Here is a 17725-nt window from a genome sequence, read left to right as displayed (position 1 = left end):
AGTTATTACTGTAAATATGGTAATACTTTTTCCAATTCCAACTTACGACTACCTTTAATTAAAATATTGTCTCCAGGTGAAAGCCATGATAGTAGTGATGTAGCTGCAGCTCTTGGTGTTCTTACTACGTCATAATTAGGTAATTCTTTGATTATCTTTTTTATGATATGAAACTCCTCCCCACAAGAGACAAAAACAATTCCAGCGAGACCTAATTCAACGGCTCTTTTAAGAACTTTTTGATGAAGTGAAATACTCTCAGAACCCAACTCAAGCATCGTACCTAAAACTGCAAAGTGTCTGCCAGGCTTGCTTACTAATAACTCTAAAGATGCAATAACAGATTCGGGAGATGCATTATAGGTCTCATCTAAAACTAAATATTGTCCACATTCAACCAATCGATTTCTTCCCATTGGCAAATTTATTTTTAATTGATCAAGATTCTTAATTGATAGTCCTAATTCTGTTGCGACGGTCAATGCCATAAGAAAATTCATAGCATTATGTCTTCCTTCAAGAGGCAATTTAAATTTACTACCCTCAAAAAATATTAAATTATTTTGCTTGTCAATTTGAGAAATATAATCTGGTTCAATATCTTGAGAAGCTAAATGTTCGTCATTACAACCTAAACAATTCAGTGAATTGTCCTCTATCTCTACTCGAACAATACGTCCTGACCATTTTTCTAATAAAGCTTTTTCTAATAGATTGTCACCAAAAGGAATTATCACAACGCCATCAGATTTAAGATATGAGGTGATTTCCGACTTAGCTTTTGCAATATTTTCTCTATTCCCAAGAATACCGATATGAGCTTGTCCTACATTTGTAATTACAGCAATATCGGGTTCAGCAGCTCGAGAGAGACGTTCAATTTGACCTAAGCCACGCATACCCATTTCAAGAACAAATGCAGCATCTGTTTCCGACCCTCTAAGCAGCGTTTTGGGAACACCAAAATCATTATTTTCATTCCCACTGCTTGCAACAATTTCACCAAGAGGAGACAGTACTGCCCGAATCAATTCTCTTGTAGTTGTTTTACCAACTGAACCAGTAACAGCAACTACAGGAAGATTTAATTTTCTCCTATGAAGTAATGCGATCTGTTGATAGGCGTATAGAGTGTCTGGAACCACCCAGTGAGGAATGGAAGTAGGTACCAAACCATTAAATTGTTCAGAAACTATTGCTGCCTGTATACCAATATCAAAAGCCCTGTCTAAGTAATCATGTCCATTAAATGTATTGCCTACTAAAGGGACAAAGAAATCGCCTTTTTCAATTGTCCTCGAATCAGTAGATATATGAGCGATAGGTAAATCAAGGTCTATTCCCTTTTGATTGCATGGCTCCCCCCATAGCTTAATTAAATCTTTAAAAGTAATATTCATACAAATATTTGAACAGAAGCAAAGTAATCAAAAAAACTCAAAAATCCTATGATTTTATTTTTTTCCTTTCCGTGAAGGATCTGCTTCTTGGCCGAAAGAAAACTTTTCGACCTCAGCGGCATCAGGAGAAGGCTCTTTAATTCCACAAACATCTTTATACATTAATTCATATTCCCTCGCGGATCTATCCCAACTAAATTTATTCGACATTGCTCTTACTTGTAACTCCTTCCAACTTTTTTGATGTCTATATGCTTCCCAAGAACGTACTAAGGCTGTATAAAAGTCAATTGCTTCATACCTATCAAAGCAAAATCCGGAACCTGTTTCATTCATGGGGTTATAAGGCTCTACTGTATCAACTAAACCGCCTACTTTTCTAACTATCGGAATAGAACCATAACGCATAGCTAATAATTGACTAATTCCACATGGCTCAAACCTACTAGGCATAAGGAATGCATCAGCGCCTCCATAAATGAGCCTAGATAACGCATCATCATAAGTAAGAAAAACAGAAAAACGACCAGGATACTCAATTGCAAGTTGCCATAAAGATGACTCTAAATAGCGATCTCCGGTACCAAGAACCACAACCTGAGAGTCAGTATAGGAAAGAAGTCTATTAGCTACTTGTAGTAAAAGGTCAATACCTTTTTGATCAACAAGCCTACCAACCATTCCCATTAGATATTTATCTGGATTCACTTCAAGTCCCATTCTTTCTTGAAGGACTCTTTTATTAATTGCTCTAGCAGAAATATTATCTACACTAAATTTAGCTGGCAATGAATTATCCGTTTCCGGATTCCACTCATCTAGATCAACTCCATTTAATATTCCACGTAATTTCCCAGAAACATAATTTAAAAGTCCTTCTAATTTTTCTCCATATTCAGATGTTCGAATTTCCCTTGAATAAGTAGGAGATACTGCATTCACTCTATCGGCATACAACATTGCTGATGCCATAGTGTGATCACCATGCATGTACCATGGGCACCAAGTTATTTGATCAAGTTTCCATCTCCATGGGCCTTGATATTTGAGATTATGAATAGTAAATACCGTGCTGATTTCGGGGTCTTGATGCATCCAAACTGGGATCATTCCAGTATGCCAATCATGACAATGTAGAACTTGTGGTTTCCATGAGTTCCATGCAAATTCAGAGACTGCACTAGCAAAAAAAGTAAATCTCCAATCTTCATCCTCTCCTCCGTAAATACGCTCAGAATCAAAACATGGATGTCCAACTAAATAAATTGGCAACCCATTGGAGGGATGTCTTGTTTCAAAAACAGAAAAGTCAACACCCATTGTGTTGGCACGAAAAATAGGTTCAGGGGAAATATCCATCAAGGTCCATAGTTTTCCATACCCCGGAATTATTAATCGAACGTCATGTCCAAGTTTTTTAAGCGCAGGAGGTAAAGAACCAACAACATCACCCATACCTCCAACCTTTATCATTGGGGCGCATTCAGCAGCAGCAAAAAGTATTCGCATTTAATTCATGAAAAAGAAAGATTTATCTTTTGGATAAACCAAATAAAATCATGGAAGCCATTTTGATTCGGAGAAATCAGGATCCCTTTTCTCCATGAAAGCATTTCTTCCCTCCTTTGACTCATCAGTCGTATAAAAAAGATGTGTTGCCTGACCAGCAAGCTCTTGGATACCTGCTAATCCATCAGTATCAGCATTAAAAGAAAATTTCAAACACTTTATAGCAGTCGGACTGTTTTGAAGTATTTCTCTAGCCCATTTAACACCCTCTGATTCGAGCAAATTAATTGGTGTTATGGCATTTACTAGTCCCATATCTAATGCATCCTTTGCTCCATATTTCCTGCATAGGAACCAAATTTCTCTGGCTTTCTTTTGACCTACAACCCTTGCTAAATAACTTGAGCCAAATCCTGCATCAAAGCTCCCAACTCTAGGTCCTGTTTGTCCAAAGATTGCATTATCTGCAGCCAAACTCAAATCACAAATCAGATGTAAAACATGTCCTCCTCCGATTGCGAAACCAGGAACAAGCGCAATAACTACTTTTGGAAGACTCCTAATTATACGTTGCAAATCAAGAACATTTAAACGCGGGATTCCATCATCACCAAGGTATCCTCCACTTCCACGTATAGCCTGATCTCCGCCAGAACAAAAAGAGAATTTTCCATCTTTGGAAGGTCCTACTCCTGTAAATAGAACAACTCCAATTTTAGGATCTTCTCTTATTCTTATAAATGCATCACAAAGTTCTGAAATTGTTTGAGGTCGAAAAGCATTTCTTTTCTCAGGACGATTTATAGCAACTCGAGCGATTCCTTCAGGACTTATGTCAAGCATAATATCTTTGTATTCACCAACAGCAACCCATGAAGTATTAATTTCTCCCGGGAGAACTCTTCTAGGGATATTTTTAGGGGAAACAGGTTTTAAAGTCATTGTTTAAATTAAATCTAGTCAAGACTTGATAAACTCTCAGATAATGTTTTTTTTAGGTCTTCACGTAAACTTACTCTCAATGTATGATCTTCAACAGAGTTAGTACAAACTCTTATTAATACATTTGTTGATAAAGAAAAACTCCATTCAATTGCTTGTTCCAAATCATCCAAGCATGCAACTTGCTTATATTTCAAGCCATAGGCTTTAGCAAGTGTAAGATGACAAACTTGCTGTGGCATCAAAAAAATCTCTTCAAAATCTCCTTCTTGAATTCTATCTATATTTAATTGATTAAATATACCCCCTCCTCCATTATCAATCATGATTACGATAAGACTAATATTTTTATCCTTTGAAAATAGCCAGCCATTTGTATCATGAAGAAGTGCTAAATCACCTGTGACCAAAACCATTCTACCCATAATCACTGATAATCCCATACCCATTGAGAGCGTCCCATCAATTCCTGACGCCCCCCTAAAGCCAAAGCACCTCCTTAAGAAAGCACCCTCTCCCGAATAACTTAACCAATCTCTTATGGGACTACTTGAAGCAAGCATCACAGGGCAACAATTTGGTAACAAGCGAGGAAGCAATCTGGCTAAAGCAGGTTCAGTAATCAACCCATTTCTGAATAACTTTTTATCAAGCCAATCATGGATGAATAAATCATATTTTATAAGCTCTTTCGTCAACTTTTGACTAACAATTTTTTGTTCTAATGCTGGCTCTTTGGGGATAGCCTCCAGCAATTTATTAACCCAACAAGAAAACCCTTCACTAAATTGAGTTGCGCCACCTATTGGATCAAGATTTCTAAAATCTCCCTCGGTAATAAGTAATTGAACTTTCCCAGGTTTTTCAAGCCAAGTTTGTAATTCTCTACTTGGTGGAATTGGACCCAAACGTAAAACTTGAATCTCTTTAATTTTTTCAAATAAACCTGTTGAGAAAAAAAGATCCCAGTGATTGATTAAACCCTCTTGATTATTTTCAACGCCAGAAAGTGGATCAGCAAGAATTGGCCATCCGGTTAATTTTTGCCATTTCTTTAATGCTCCCCTAAAAGAAACTAGTTGTTTTGCTTTTCCTCTCCATGGCCCAACAATAATTATTCCCAAAGAGAATGGATCTAATTTTGGTAGTTTTAAAGATGGAAAATTTCCAACAATTTCAATATTTTTTGAAGTAATGTTGTCTTTGAAGAATCCTTCAAGCCCCCATCCATCAAGAACTTTTTTCTGGTCAATTTCGCAAGGGTGCAAAGGCTCCTCATAAGCGAGGTTAATATGAACTGGACCAGGACTTTTAGAAGCCATTTCAAATGATTTCCCAACTAAAGATGTCAGTCTCTCTTTAGAGATCAAATGGATTCCTTCTTTTGGAGATTCATCAAAATGTCTACAAACAGACTTCAGAAAATCCTGTTGATTAACTGCTTGATTCGCTCCACATTCTTTTAATCTCAAAGGTCTATCTGCAGTTAAAAACAAGAGAGGATGACATGACCTATCTGCTTCAACAGCCGCTGGCAAAAGATTTGCGACAGCACTTCCAGAAGTTGTAATAACACAACTTATTTGTCCACTTGCTGCACTTATTCCTAAAGCAAGGAATGCAGCCGACCTTTCATCAATGGATGTTATTAGAGTTAATTCTTTTCTTTTAGAGAGACTTGCTGCTGCCAATGCAAGAGGTCCTGATCTGCTACCCGGGCAAAGGACAAAATATTTCACTCCCTTTGCTACTAGGGTTTTAAGTAGCTCTAAGCTAATAAAGAAGTTGTAACGTGCTAGTGAAATTGCCAAAAGAACAACTACTTCGATTTTTGTAAAAAACTTTCCAACAAGAAACTAAAACAAAGAAAATTCATGACATCCACTGGATCAAAAAAGAATCAAAACCAAAATAGTTGGAAAGGATTGTTGGTTTGGATACTAATTGCGCTTTTATTAAGATGGCAAGCAGTTGAACCTAGATGGATTCCATCTGGATCAATGATTCCTACTTTGCAAATTCAAGACCGAATATTGATAGAAAAAATAACTCCAAGACTAAATCAGAAGTTAAATAAACATTTAAATTTAAATACGATTGTTATTTTTAAACCTCCAAAAATTCTTACAGAAGCTGGATACAGTAATGGATCAGCGTTAATAAAAAGAGTTGTAGGATTACCTGGAGACAAAATAGAAATCACTAATGGAAAATTATATAGAAATGAAAAAGAAATAAATGAACCTTGGATTAAAGAACCTATTGAATACGAAATGAAAGCAATTAATGTACCTGACTATTCACTTTGGGTGTTAGGAGACAACCGAAATAACAGTTTAGACTCTCACATATGGGGAGCTCTCCCAGAAAGAAATCTTATAGGTACAGCACTTGCAAGGTACTGGCCATTAAAAAAAATAGGTCCTATTCGGTTCCCATAACCTAAATTAAATTTTATTAGAGTACATTTTGCGATATTGTGTAATTACATGGAAAAAACTGGATGTTTAATCCTGAATTTTTAGCTACAGACAATAATGAGGGTCATGAGGCAAATGCTCTAATTCAGTACTTACAAGATCAACCTGCAGACGTTTTGCAAAGAGTTGCAAAATCTGCCAGTCCCGAAATTCAAGAAATAATCCGACACAATGTCCAAGGTTTACTTGGAATGCTACCTGGAGAGCAATTTGAGGTAAAAGTAACCTCTAGCAAGGATAATTTGGCTAGTTTATTAGCTTCTGCAATGATGACAGGTTATTTCTTAAGACAAATGGAGCAAAGAAAACAGTTAGAGGAAACACTTTTATGTGATGAAGAAATGTCAGTTGACCCTGATAAAATTTAATCACTAAATTTTTTTAAAGGGTCTTTCGGTACTACACCGATATCCAATAATTTTTGATCTAGCCAACCTAAAAATCCAAAATCACCTTGGTTATTTGCCCAATCAACTTTATTAATTTTATTTTTTAGCTTTTTTATTTCATATTTTGAAAGTTTAACCTTACCGCTGTAATGAGCAGAAATTAGCCATGAAATACTTTGTAAGGATTCAACTTTATTCAACCATTTTATTAAAGCTTTTTGGCCCCTAGGGAAAACAAGCCTTTCTATTACAGGAGCAATTTGTATTAGAGGGGAGTTTTTTCCAACTAGTTTTTTAGCAGACAATTCCCAGCCTTTTTGCCAAGCAAAAGGATATATTCCAAAATGTGCTCTTTTATTTCTTAATTTTGGTTTAAAAGAGTTTCTAAAAATTTCTTTTATTTTTGGTATCACCAACTTTTCAGGTCTTAGGTAGGAAGCAAAAAGAACCAAACGAAGCCAACCTTTTCTTCTTGAAATTGGTGTATCAATAAGCTCTTCAGACCCCTTCTCTCTTGAATGAAACAATAAAGGGGTAGGGTCGAAATCAAAAAGCTCTGGAGGAGTTTCTTCAATAGCCACAAGTGCATCAGTAACCAACAAAGATTTTGATGGTTTATGAAAACAAGATATTTCCTGAAAACGTCCTAGTCCAATATCAATTGGCCCCAATGGAATCCAGTCACAATATTCATTATGAGGAAATCCATCAGCCAATAAAATATTTGTTCTTTTAGATGGAATTCCCAACCAATCAAGAGGCAGTTTAAACGGGAAACTCCATTGCCCCGGGCAAACCCATATTCTTGAATCAGGGAAAGCTCTAGCGAGAGCAGGAAGAGCAATTTTATGTTCCAAGCCAGAGGCTGTTGGTAAAACAATAGTTTTCACTGGACCAATTTTTTTCTCAAGCACATATATTTCTCTGAGCAATTCATCAGTTGGAGGAAGAGGATTAATTATCATCAATTCATTCTTTACTCTTACAACTAACAACCTCACTGGAACAGCAACATAATAAATTCCTTGAAGTTGTTCGAAACTCCAAATCTGATTAGGAACTAATTCACGGAAAATTGTTTTTTTTCTGCCATAAGGATAGAGCGGGAAAAGTGGCCACCAACTCCATTTTTGCTCAGAAAAAAGATTACTCATTGTTTAATTAGTTTAATTATTATTTATAAAAGTTTGGTTTTTAAATATTCCATATCTTGGGGCAAATAAAAATGCTATCAGAAAAATTACTGTTTGAACTAAAACAATAGATCCACCTGTTTCAATATCTGACCAATAACTTATATAAACACCTAAAATGCTAGAGAATGAACTGCTAATGACTGCTAAAAAAGTCATCTTATCAAAACGATCAGTGAGCAAGTATGCAGTCGCTCCAGGAGTGATAAGCATTGCTACTACTAGAATAATACCAACAGTTTGCAAACCTACTACTGCGGATAGAGATAATAAAGTTAGTAATAAATAATGAAGTATACCTGTATTTATTCCTATAGATCTAGCATGTTTAGCATCAAAACAATAAAGCATTAAATCTTTTCTAAATATAAGCAAAATAGATATAACAATAAATGAAATTATCAAAGTCTGGTTAACATCTGAACGAGAAATCCCTAGAGGACTTCCAAAAAGAATTTGCATCAGATCAATATTACTTTTAATTTTTGAAACTAATACAAGACCTAATGCAAAAAAACCGGTAAAAACTAGTCCTATTACTGTATCTTCTTTGATTCTAGATTTCTGTTTAACAAATCCAATCAAAGCAACCGAACCAACTCCAAATACAAAAGCACCTAAGGAAAAAGGGAGCCCTAGTGCATAAGCAACAACTACTCCTGGCATGACAGCATGAGAAACAGCATCACCCATTAATGCCCAACCTTTTAATGTCATGTAACAAGATAAAAGCCCACAAACCCCTCCCACTAATGCGCTAACCATTAAAGCTCTTCTCATGAAGTCATGAGTTAATGGATCCAACAGCCAATCAATTGGCGTAATGGAAATTAGGAATTCACTCATTTACAAAATTTTTACTTGACGTCGGACCTGATAAAGGATTTGGTGGAATTCCTCCAAATGTTTTATTTAGATTTTCCGAAGTAAAAACTTCCGAGGTTTCACCATACGCAAGAACCGTCTTATTGATAAGGACAACAAAATCACAAAAATCTCTAACATGGTTCAAATCATGAGTAGATATCAAAATAGTGTGTCCTTCCTGTCGAAATTGAAGAAATAGCTCAGCCATGAGCTTTTCAGTGGGTACATCAACTCCAGAGAAAGGCTCGTCTAAAAGAAGCACTGATGCACGTTGTGCAATTGCTCTTGCAAGAAAAGCTCTTTTGCGTTGCCCTCCAGATAAAGATCCTATTGGTCTTTCTCTAAGATCCAAAAGATCAACTCTTTCAAGGGCATGAACAACTGCTCTTCTATCGGATTCTCTTGGTATTCGTAAAATATTCATAGCTCCATATCTTCCCATCATTACGACATCCCAAACACTCACGGGAAATGAATAATCTATTCCTTCGTTTTGTGGAACATATGCAACCGATTGCTCCTTCTGGGCTTGATTAACCTTAATACCATTGATCCTTATTTTCCCCCTTGATGGTCTAACGAAGCCCATTAGAGCTTTGAAAAAAGTTGACTTTCCTGCACCATTCATCCCCACAAGTCCACAGATAGATCCCGCTTTTAAATTTAAACTTGCGTCGTAGAGAGCAACTGTGCCGTTGTAGTCAACACAAACTTGATCTGCCTCAATCCGCATAAAATCTTTCTCGTGACTTTTATAAATTGGGTTCATTATTTTTTCACTGCTGAATTGGATAGACCCTCAGTAATTAATCGAACATTATGCCTTAGTAAATCTATGTAGGTAGAAGCTGGACCATTTAGATCTGATAGTGAATCAACGTAGAAGGTACCTCCAAAAGCAGCTCCGCTTGATTTCGCAACTTCCATTTGTGCTTCTGCACTCACAGTACTTTCACAAAAAATTGTCGGGACGTCATTCTCTTTAATTTTTTTTATTAGATTCACCATTCTCCTTGGGGTTACCTGACTTTCAGCATTAACTGGCCACAAATATGCCTCTTTCATTCCGTAATCACGGGCCAGATAAGTAAAGGCTCCTTCGCATGTCACCAAAAATCTTCTTTCTTTAGGAATAGAGGATAAAGAATCTCTTAGCTCTTTATCAAGCGATTCAAGTTTAGCTTTATAGGTTGAAGCGTTAGATGTGTATTCAAGAGCTCCATCAGGATCAATTTTGATAAAAGCATCGACTATTTTGTCTACATAACTCATAGCTCTTTTGGGCGACATCCAGGCATGAGGATTTGGCTTCCCTGAATAAGCATCACCTTCTATCAATAATGGCTGAATCCCCTCGGTTAATTTCACATTGGGAATATCACCTGTGCTAGTCATAAATTTTGAAAACCATGCCTCAAGACCTAAGCCATTTTCAATAATCAGTTTTGCTCCTTTCGTTTTCACAATATCACTGGGTGTAAATTGATAACTATGGATTTCTGCCCCTGGTTTAGTAATTGATTCGACTAGAAGTCGATCCCCAGCAACATTTCTAGCAAGATCTGCCAAAATTGTAAAAGTAGTTAAGACAAAAGACCTTTCATTATTTGGTTTGTAAGTATTTTTATTTGCACATCCTGTAAAAAGTAAAATATTGAAAGCAATAAAAATAGATAAACTAGTTATCTTGTTTTTCTTAGAAATAAACTCATCAAAAATCTTTTTATTGAACATAAATTTGAAATTAGAAAATATTTATGTTTTATCTAAATATAGGTAAAAAATATACTAGAGAGAAAGTTATAAAATCAAACTGATTTAACTTTGTAATTATTAGATTGAGACTGAATCCACTCTTTTGATTGCTTTAAAAAAGCTACCCAATCAACTCTCTCTAGCTCAGCAGCTTTTGATACTAGTTGAGGAGCTTGTTGCTTAATAAGTTCTAAATCAGGCTGAGTGACTCCATTATTAAGAGCCATCCAATCGGCCATCGACCTTCCAACTACTCTTGTTAAGTAAGCAGCACTCAAGGCCTGAATTGTTCCAGCTGCCACCCAAGAGGAACCATCAAGCTTTGCTAAGCTCAACAAGGATTGTCCACTCCATTCGACAACACCTTGACCAATTGCAGCCATTGCTAGCTGTCGCGAGACGGCTTCAAGTAATTCTGGCTTCATTTTGGAAGACCATATTTTCGACATTTCTTTGATCATTAAGCCATTAACCACTGCAACTGCAAGCAAATCAGTTGAGGCGACAGGGGAGGCGAAAACGATACCAGCAACTATCCATTGAGATCTTGTTTGAATAACCTTGAATTTTTCTCTTCTTAATTTTTCTAAATCTTTTTGCCAAGAAGTATGCAATCGAGACAAAAGTCTTTGCTTAGTAATATCAGTATTTTTCTTTGGATTTTCAAGAAGTTTCTTAATTGGAGAAAGAACCGTTGCCATTTCTGTTTGAGATCCATCCCATTTCAATACTCTGTTAGTCCATCTATCTGGTAATTGAGCCTCTAATGCATTTCGCTCATCGGACCAATCAATAGATTCTTTACTGGCAACCATTAGCCAGGCTGGTTGATCTGTAGGGATATTTTTAATCCACAAAAGATCAGCTGCGCTCATTGGAAGTGCCAAAGAGTAAACAATAAAATCTTGCTCTTGGATTAAATCTGGCAAAATCCAATTTCGATCTCTTACAGGAAGAGCTGGTGGAAAAGAAACTTTTATTTGATTGTTTATTCCTAAAACTTTTTCCAATTGCTCTTTATCAGGTAATTTTACGCCTTTTGTTTTCAAGAAACCAATGCTTTGATCTTCGCTTCTATCAATGATTTTTTGCAAGGAATTAATTCTTTCTTTTTTTCTTTCACTTTGCTCTCCATCCTCAAGTAAGTACTCGAAATTCTCTAAAACGTCATGACATCTTCTTACCCAACCTTGAACAGTAGAGGGAGCATCAAATGAAACCTTTCCTGGTTTTAAAAAATAAAAAATACAACCAAGTCCTAATAGCAATCCAAGTCCACCCCCAGGGATATGGGCCACATCACTTAAAACCCATTGACCGGTAATTGTTAGCCCAATAAAAAGACTAATTTTGGGAATAGAAAAAGAAGGCAGGGAAAGAGATGATTTTGTTAATGAATGATTTTCCATATTTCAATAATTACAGTTTCTTCTTAGCTAACTTTCATTTTAAAGCAAACTTTCCCTTAATAACCGCAAAGAAAGAAGGTTTTACGTTTTTAAAAAAAGAAATTTATACCTAAATAAAATCGAGTTATTCCGCTGGTATCGATTTATTAGATGTGAAAGTGCTAATCAAGATATTCAAATTTGTCGCAAAAGTACCGGCTATGCGTCACACTTGCCCCTATTGGCAAATATGTTCATGGGTGACTCTTACACCAATAATCAGTCAGGTGGTGGCGATTTCCAAAACCAAAGACAAAATGGTCGCAATAATTTCAGAGGTGGCCGAGGTCCTAACAATAGAGAGGGAGGCTTTCGCATTCGCTTAAGTGATAATGAAATGAGAGCAGCCAGATCATTACAAGAAGCCTTCAATCTTCGTTCTACTGTCGCAGTGCTTGGTTTCGCAGTACGAACTCTTGCGCAAATGCTTGAAGATGGAAGTCTTGAAAATTTAGTCAACGAATATAGGTCTCAAGCGCCCGCCAACGACCAAAGAAAAGGCAGGAGTAATAGGGGAAGATATAACGGTGAAAATAACAGCTCAATCAACTCAAAGCCCAACCCTTTTGCAAGACCAGAAAAACCAGTTAAAGAACAAGAGGTCGCTGATACTGATCAGGCAAACAATGTTGCTCAAGATCCTGAAGAAAAAGATAATGATCAAGCAAAAGAAGGAAGTTCAAATGAAGATGATTCCACAATTTCAAGCGAGCAAGGATAAGTGAATCAAAAGCGAGTCTTATCTGGTGTTCAACCCACCGGAGATGTTCATATTGGTAATTGGCTTGGAGCAATAAGAAATTGGGTTGAATTACAAGAAAATTACGAAACTTTTGTCTGCGTTGTTGATCTTCATGCGATAACGACTCCGCATGACCCAAAATCTCTTTATCAAAATTCTTTATCTACAGCGGCTTTGTATATCGCTTGTGGGATGAATCCTGATAAATGCTCAATATTCATTCAAAGTCAGATAAGCGCCCATAGCGAGCTTTGCTGGATACTAAATTGCTTAACTCCTTTAAACTGGATGGAGAGAATGATTCAGTTCAAGGAAAAGTCAATTAAACAAGGAGACAATGTATCTATTGGATTATTAGATTATCCAGTCCTTATGGCAGCGGATATTCTTCTCTATGACGCTGATTTGGTTCCTGTTGGAGAAGATCAAAAGCAGCATCTAGAGCTTGCGAGAGATATTGCTTCTCAAAGAGTTAATTCAAAATTCGGAACAAAAGAAAATCCAATACTAAAAGTTCCAAATCCCTTAATTTTGAAAGAGTGTTCCAAGGTCATGAGCCTGACTGACGGAACAAAGAAAATGAGTAAAAGCGACCCAAACGAAAATAGTAGGATTACTTTATTAGACAGTCCAGATATCATTACTAAAAAAATAAAACGTGCAAAAACCGACTCAGAATTAGGATTAGAATTCGGTAATACTGCAAGACCTGAAGCTGACAATCTTTTAACAATTTATTCTATAATTTCTGGCCTAGGTAGAGAAAAAGCAGCTGAGTATTGCGCAGAAATGGGCTGGGGTAAATTCAAACCAGAGTTTACAGAGGCAATGATTAACGTTCTCAAACCTATTCAAGAAAAATATAAAGAACTAATGAATGATCCAGAAGAGTTAAAAAGAATACTAAATAAAGGCAAACTTACTGCCGAGGAGGTTTCTAAGTTAACATTAAATAGAGTTAAAGAAGCTCTAGGATTTTATTCAAATTTGTAGAAAATTATGCCAATAATTACATTACCGGATGGAACTGAAAAAAAATATAATTCTGCTGTCACAATTGACCAAATAGCATCAGAAATTGGTCCTGGTTTAGCAAAAGCAGCGCTAGCGGGGAGAGTGAATGGAGAATTAATTGATACTTGTATTCCTATAACTCAAAATTCTCATATACAGATTATTACATCTAAAGATGATGAGGGACTAGAAATTATTAGACATTCATTCGCTCATCTTCTTGGACATGCTGTAAAGCAATTATACCCCGAAGCAAAAATGGCAATAGGACCAGTTATTGAAGATGGTTTTTATTATGATATTTCTTATAAAGATACCTTTACTCCTGATGATCTTCTCAAAATTGAGAAAAGAATGAAAGAGTTAGTTAACAGAGATTATAATGTAGATGTTGAAATAGTAAGTCCAGAGAAAGCAAAGGAAGTTTTTACTAATAGAGGTGAAACTTTCAAGCTAGACATAGTTAAAAATATCCCTGAAAATGAAATCATAAAGTTATACAAACATCAAGAATATATTGATATGTGCAGAGGTCCTCATGTGCCAAATACAAGGCATCTAAGAGTATTTAAGCTAATGAAAGTATCCGGGGCTTATTGGCGCGGAGACTCTAACAATGAAATGCTACAAAGAATATATGGAACAGCTTGGAAAAGCTCGAAAGAATTAAAAGAATATATCACTAGAATTGAAGAAGCTGAGAAAAGAGATCATAGAAAGCTAGGGAAAAAGTATTCACTTTTTCACTCGCAAGAAGAAGCACCCGGTATGGTTTTTTGGCACCCTAAAGGGTGGACTATTTATAGAATTTTAGAAGATTTTATTCGGGAAACCATTACAAAATATGATTATCAAGAAGTTAAATCTCCTCAAGTAGTTGATAGGAGTCTTTGGGAGAAATCAGGCCATTGGGATAAATTTAAAGAAGATATGTTTACTACGACTTCAGAGAACAGGGAATATGCAATAAAACCTATGAATTGCCCTTGCCATATACAAATATTCAATCAAGGTTTAAAAAGCTATCGAGATCTTCCTATTAGACTTTCTGAATTTGGTTCTTGTCATCGCAATGAGCCTTCTGGTGCACTTCATGGCTTAATGAGGGTAAGAAATTTTGTTCAAGATGATGCACATATATTTTGTACCGATGAACAAATCCAAGAAGAAGTCCAAAATTTTATTGATTTGGTATTTGAGGTTTATAAAACCTTTGGCTTTGATTCAATTCTTATTAAGCTCTCAACAAGACCAGAGAAAAGGGTTGGGAGTGATGATATCTGGGACAAATCAGAAAAAGCCTTATCTGAGGCACTTGATTCAAAAGGGTTAGATTGGTCGCTACTCCCTGGAGAAGGTGCATTCTATGGTCCAAAAATAGAATTCTCCCTAAAAGATTGTCTCAACAGAGTATGGCAGTGCGGAACAATTCAAGTGGATTTCTCAATGCCTCAAAGGCTCAATGCAAGTTATATAGATATTACAGGAAGAAAACAAACACCTGTAATGCTTCACAGAGCTATTTTAGGTTCTTTTGAAAGATTTATTGGGATTTTAATTGAGAATTATTCAGGAAATTTTCCTACATGGTTATCACCTGTTCAAATAATGATTATGGGCATAACTGATAGAAATAATGAAGCATGTTTTAGTGCTAAAGATAAATTAGTTAATTTTGGGTTCAGAGCTGAAATTGATATCAGAAATGAAAAAGTTGGTTTTAAAATACGAGAACATACTATGCAAAGAATACCTTTCTTGATAATTATTGGAGATAAGGAAGAAGAGAATAATGAAATCTCAGTAAGAACAAGAGAAGGTAAAGATCTTGGAAATATGAGTATAGACAAGTTTAAATTAATAATTGACGAATCAATTAGCAAAAAAGGTATGCAAGTTAATCAATCCTAAATCAAAACGATTTTAATAACTAATGAATTTACTTGCTGGAGATCTTGGAGGGACTAAAACAATATTAGCTGTTTATTCAAACGAGAACTATCCAAAAAAATTATTTGAAAAGTACTATATTTCGTCAGAATGGAAATCTTTTTACTTAATATTTAAAGATTTTATTAAACATTTACCAGATCATATATCACTCCCTGAATATATGTGTATTGGAGTAGCAGGACCAATAAAAGGCCAGAAAGTTAAGATCACAAATCTAGAATGGGATATCGCAACAGAAAAATTATCTCAGCTTTCAAAAATAAATAATATTGAATTAATAAATGATTTCTCAGTTTTAATATATGGAATACCATTTTTCAAAAAATCCCAATATGAAGTAATCCAAGGAACATTAAATTCTGAGTACAAAACTAATCAAAAATTAGTTGCCATTATCGGAGCTGGTACTGGCTTAGGAATGTCCAGAGGATTAATTACACCTAAAAACATTTTTATATTTCCAAGTGAAGGGGGGCATCGGGAATTTTCCCCAAGAACAGAAAACGAATGGGAATTAGTCAAATGGCTAAAAAACAAGCTAAATATTCAAAGAGTATCCATTGAAAGAATAGTTAGTGGGACAGGCCTTGGAATGATTGCCAGATGGAAATTGGATAATCCATTAAATGAAAACCACCCACTTCAGGAAACTTTAAAAAAAATGGATAATGACAAATCAGCTTTCACAGATTTACCCGCATTTGTTTGGGAGAGAGCAAATAACGGAGACAAATTAATGTCTGAAGCTTTGAAATTATGGCTAAATGTTTATGGATCAGCAGCTGGAGACCTTGCTTTACAAGAACTTTGCTCTTCAGGCTTATGGATTTCAGGAGGAACAGCCGCAAAAAACCTCGATGGAATAAACTCTTCTAACTTCCTTAATGCTTTTAGTAATAAGGGTCGCTTTCAATCTTATTTAAAGGAAATCCCATTGATTGTTCTTAAAGATCCAGAGGCGACATTATTCAGTTCAGCTTGCAGGGCACGCTTAAGTGCCGAATCAAATGGGAGACTTAGTTAAAGGATAAAAACATGGGGCCGCCAAAAATAGGACAAACTGTCGTAGTAGAGGTTCCTTCTACTACAGCCAATATTGGTCCAGGGTTTGATTGCCTTGGTGCAGCATTAGATCTTTCCAATCAGTTCACTATTAAAAGAATTGAGGGTAATGCTGAAAGATTTGAATTGATAATGGAGAGTACTGAAGGCAATCATTTAAGAGGCGGCCCCGAAAACCTTTTTTATCGAGCCGCGCAGAGAGTTTGGAGAACTGCAGGTGTTGAGCCAGTCGCTCTTGAAGCAAGAGTAAAATTAGCGGTGCCTCCTGCAAGAGGGCTTGGTAGCAGTGCTACAGCAATCGTGGCAGGACTGGTTGGAGCTAATGCACTTGCTGGTTATCCATTGCCTAAAGAAAAATTATTGGAGTTGGCAATAGATATAGAAGGTCACCCTGACAATGTTGTTCCATCGCTAATAGGGGGTCTTTGCGTAACAGCTAAAACCGCAAACGACAGATGGCGTGTAGTCCGCTGTGACTGGGATCAATCAATAAAAGCGGTAGTCGCAATTCCATCCATTCGCCTTAGTACAAGCGAAGCAAGGCGTGTCATGCCAGAAAACATTCCAGTTAATGATGCAGTAATCAATTTAGGTGCGCTTACTCTTCTTCTTCAAGGACTAAGAACCGGAAATGAGGATCTAATTGCAGATGGCATGCATGACAAGCTTCATGAACCTTATAGGTGGGGATTGATTAAAGGAGGATTGGAGGTAAGAGAAGCAGCAAAGGCTGCCGGAGCTTTAGGATGTGCAATAAGTGGAGCAGGACCAAGCATTCTTGCCTTGTGCAAAGCGACTAAAGGCCGAGAAGTCAGTGTCGCAATGGTCAAAGCCTGGGAAGCTGCTGGTGTAGCAAGTCGTGCTCCTTTAATGAGCCTCCAACTCAGAGGAAGCGAATGCATTTCAAACACCTTTGGGTAGTTCTACTCATGAAAACGAACAAAAACTGATAGCTTTATGGCTGACTTGCC

The 17725-nt window shown here is 36.4% G+C and carries 16 protein-coding genes; 7 read left to right on the top strand and 9 right to left on the bottom strand.

The window, feature by feature from the left end:
* Positions 1–5 precede the first annotated feature (5 nt).
* The 4 genes from O5640_RS00235 to menD are packed head-to-tail and all read right to left on the bottom strand — an operon-like array spanning position 6 to position 5662.
* Positions 6–1400, bottom strand: a complete 1395-nt coding sequence (locus O5640_RS00235; protein ID WP_269612539.1) for a UDP-N-acetylmuramoyl-tripeptide--D-alanyl-D-alanine ligase — start codon at positions 1398–1400, stop codon at positions 6–8.
* A 54-nt stretch (positions 1401–1454) separates the two neighbouring features.
* Entirely contained in the window at positions 1455–2909 is a 1455-nt protein-coding gene (gene glgA, locus O5640_RS00230) for a glycogen synthase GlgA (protein WP_269612538.1), read from the bottom strand.
* A gap of 48 nt (positions 2910–2957) precedes the next feature.
* Positions 2958–3851 carry a 1,4-dihydroxy-2-naphthoyl-CoA synthase gene (gene menB / locus O5640_RS00225; RefSeq protein ID WP_269612537.1) on the bottom strand — a complete coding sequence of 298 codons (894 nt, stop codon included), beginning with the start codon at positions 3849–3851 and terminating at the stop codon, positions 2958–2960.
* A gap of 14 nt (positions 3852–3865) precedes the next feature.
* Positions 3866–5662: a 2-succinyl-5-enolpyruvyl-6-hydroxy-3-cyclohexene-1-carboxylic-acid synthase gene (gene menD, locus O5640_RS00220; RefSeq protein WP_269612536.1), complete on the bottom strand. Its 1797-nt coding sequence runs from the start codon at positions 5660–5662 to the stop codon at positions 3866–3868.
* A 63-nt stretch (positions 5663–5725) separates the two neighbouring features.
* On the opposite strand from menD, the gene lepB reads away from it, so the two are divergent.
* The gene (gene lepB, locus O5640_RS00215) at positions 5726–6292 is read left to right on the top strand and encodes a signal peptidase I (RefSeq protein WP_269612535.1); all 567 of its coding nucleotides are present in this window, start codon (positions 5726–5728) and stop codon (positions 6290–6292) included.
* Between the two features lie 62 nt (positions 6293–6354).
* Complete coding sequence (locus O5640_RS00210; protein WP_269612534.1) at positions 6355–6699, top strand: DUF760 domain-containing protein; 345 nt, start codon at positions 6355–6357, stop codon at positions 6697–6699.
* Here O5640_RS00210 and O5640_RS00205 read toward each other — a convergent pair.
* The 5 genes from O5640_RS00205 to O5640_RS00185 all read right to left on the bottom strand — a co-directional run bounded on the left by O5640_RS00205 (position 6696) and on the right by O5640_RS00185 (position 11944).
* Positions 6696–7874, bottom strand: coding sequence for a DUF4336 domain-containing protein (locus O5640_RS00205; protein WP_269612533.1), 1179 nt, complete (start codon positions 7872–7874; stop codon positions 6696–6698). The genes O5640_RS00210 and O5640_RS00205 overlap by 4 nt on opposite strands.
* 12 nt (positions 7875–7886) lie before the next feature.
* A complete protein-coding gene (locus O5640_RS00200) occupies positions 7887–8759 on the bottom strand; it encodes a metal ABC transporter permease (protein ID WP_269612532.1) in 873 nt (290 codons plus the stop codon).
* On the bottom strand, positions 8752–9549 hold the full coding sequence (locus O5640_RS00195; protein WP_269612531.1) for a metal ABC transporter ATP-binding protein: 798 nt from the start codon (positions 9547–9549) through the stop codon (positions 8752–8754). The genes O5640_RS00200 and O5640_RS00195 overlap by 8 nt, the downstream gene beginning before the upstream one ends.
* Entirely contained in the window at positions 9549–10514 is a 966-nt protein-coding gene (locus O5640_RS00190) for a metal ABC transporter substrate-binding protein (RefSeq protein ID WP_269612530.1), read from the bottom strand. The genes O5640_RS00195 and O5640_RS00190 overlap by 1 nt, the downstream gene beginning before the upstream one ends.
* A 74-nt stretch (positions 10515–10588) precedes the next feature.
* Positions 10589–11944, bottom strand: coding sequence for a YcjF family protein (locus O5640_RS00185; RefSeq protein WP_269612529.1), 1356 nt, complete (start codon positions 11942–11944; stop codon positions 10589–10591).
* A gap of 229 nt (positions 11945–12173) precedes the next feature.
* On the opposite strand from O5640_RS00185, the gene O5640_RS00180 reads away from it, so the two are divergent.
* The 5 genes from O5640_RS00180 to thrB are packed head-to-tail and all read left to right on the top strand — an operon-like array spanning position 12174 to position 17675.
* Positions 12174–12704 carry a hypothetical protein gene (locus O5640_RS00180; RefSeq protein ID WP_269613856.1) on the top strand — a complete coding sequence of 177 codons (531 nt, stop codon included), beginning with the start codon at positions 12174–12176 and terminating at the stop codon, positions 12702–12704.
* On the top strand, positions 12705–13718 hold the full coding sequence (gene trpS / locus O5640_RS00175; RefSeq protein WP_269612528.1) for a tryptophan--tRNA ligase: 1014 nt from the start codon (positions 12705–12707) through the stop codon (positions 13716–13718). It begins immediately after the preceding gene.
* Positions 13719–13724: 6 nt separating this feature from the next.
* A complete protein-coding gene (gene thrS / locus O5640_RS00170) occupies positions 13725–15650 on the top strand; it encodes a threonine--tRNA ligase (protein ID WP_269612526.1) in 1926 nt (641 codons plus the stop codon).
* 22 nt (positions 15651–15672) lie between these two features.
* Entirely contained in the window at positions 15673–16716 is a 1044-nt protein-coding gene (locus O5640_RS00165) for a glucokinase (protein ID WP_269612525.1), read from the top strand.
* An 11-nt stretch (positions 16717–16727) separates the two neighbouring features.
* Positions 16728–17675, top strand: a complete 948-nt coding sequence (thrB, locus tag O5640_RS00160; protein ID WP_269612524.1) for a homoserine kinase — start codon at positions 16728–16730, stop codon at positions 17673–17675.
* The last annotated feature ends 50 nt before the right edge of the window (positions 17676–17725 follow it).

Origin of the sequence: Prochlorococcus marinus str. MIT 0912, from assembly GCF_027359595.1 — a bacterium.
In the GTDB taxonomy this organism is placed as follows: domain Bacteria; phylum Cyanobacteriota; class Cyanobacteriia; order PCC-6307; family Cyanobiaceae; genus Prochlorococcus_B; species Prochlorococcus_B marinus_C.
Note: the sequence above shows the minus strand (reverse complement) of the source record. Positions and strands in the feature narration are given on the sequence as shown.

Excerpts from the sequence above, each read along its gene's own strand:
- O5640_RS00190 (WP_269612530.1), bottom strand. The coding sequence starts at position 10,514 with ATGTTCAATAAAAAGATTTTTGATGAGTTTATTTCTAAGAAAAACAAG.
- glgA (WP_269612538.1), bottom strand. The coding sequence starts at position 2,909 with ATGCGAATACTTTTTGCTGCTGCTGAATGCGCCCCAATGATAAAGGTT.
- O5640_RS00210 (WP_269612534.1), top strand. The coding sequence starts at position 6,355 with ATGTTTAATCCTGAATTTTTAGCTACAGACAATAATGAGGGTCATGAG.
- thrS (WP_269612526.1), top strand. The coding sequence starts at position 13,725 with ATGCCAATAATTACATTACCGGATGGAACTGAAAAAAAATATAATTCT.
- O5640_RS00205 (WP_269612533.1), bottom strand. The coding sequence starts at position 7,874 with ATGAGTAATCTTTTTTCTGAGCAAAAATGGAGTTGGTGGCCACTTTTC.
- thrB (WP_269612524.1), top strand. The coding sequence starts at position 16,728 with ATGGGGCCGCCAAAAATAGGACAAACTGTCGTAGTAGAGGTTCCTTCT.
- lepB (WP_269612535.1), top strand. The coding sequence starts at position 5,726 with ATGACATCCACTGGATCAAAAAAGAATCAAAACCAAAATAGTTGGAAA.
- O5640_RS00195 (WP_269612531.1), bottom strand. The coding sequence starts at position 9,549 with ATGAACCCAATTTATAAAAGTCACGAGAAAGATTTTATGCGGATTGAG.
- O5640_RS00235 (WP_269612539.1), bottom strand. The coding sequence starts at position 1,400 with ATGAATATTACTTTTAAAGATTTAATTAAGCTATGGGGGGAGCCATGC.
- O5640_RS00180 (WP_269613856.1), top strand. The coding sequence starts at position 12,174 with ATGTTCATGGGTGACTCTTACACCAATAATCAGTCAGGTGGTGGCGAT.
- O5640_RS00185 (WP_269612529.1), bottom strand. The coding sequence starts at position 11,944 with ATGGAAAATCATTCATTAACAAAATCATCTCTTTCCCTGCCTTCTTTT.
- menB (WP_269612537.1), bottom strand. The coding sequence starts at position 3,851 with ATGACTTTAAAACCTGTTTCCCCTAAAAATATCCCTAGAAGAGTTCTC.
- O5640_RS00200 (WP_269612532.1), bottom strand. The coding sequence starts at position 8,759 with ATGAGTGAATTCCTAATTTCCATTACGCCAATTGATTGGCTGTTGGAT.
- O5640_RS00165 (WP_269612525.1), top strand. The coding sequence starts at position 15,673 with ATGAATTTACTTGCTGGAGATCTTGGAGGGACTAAAACAATATTAGCT.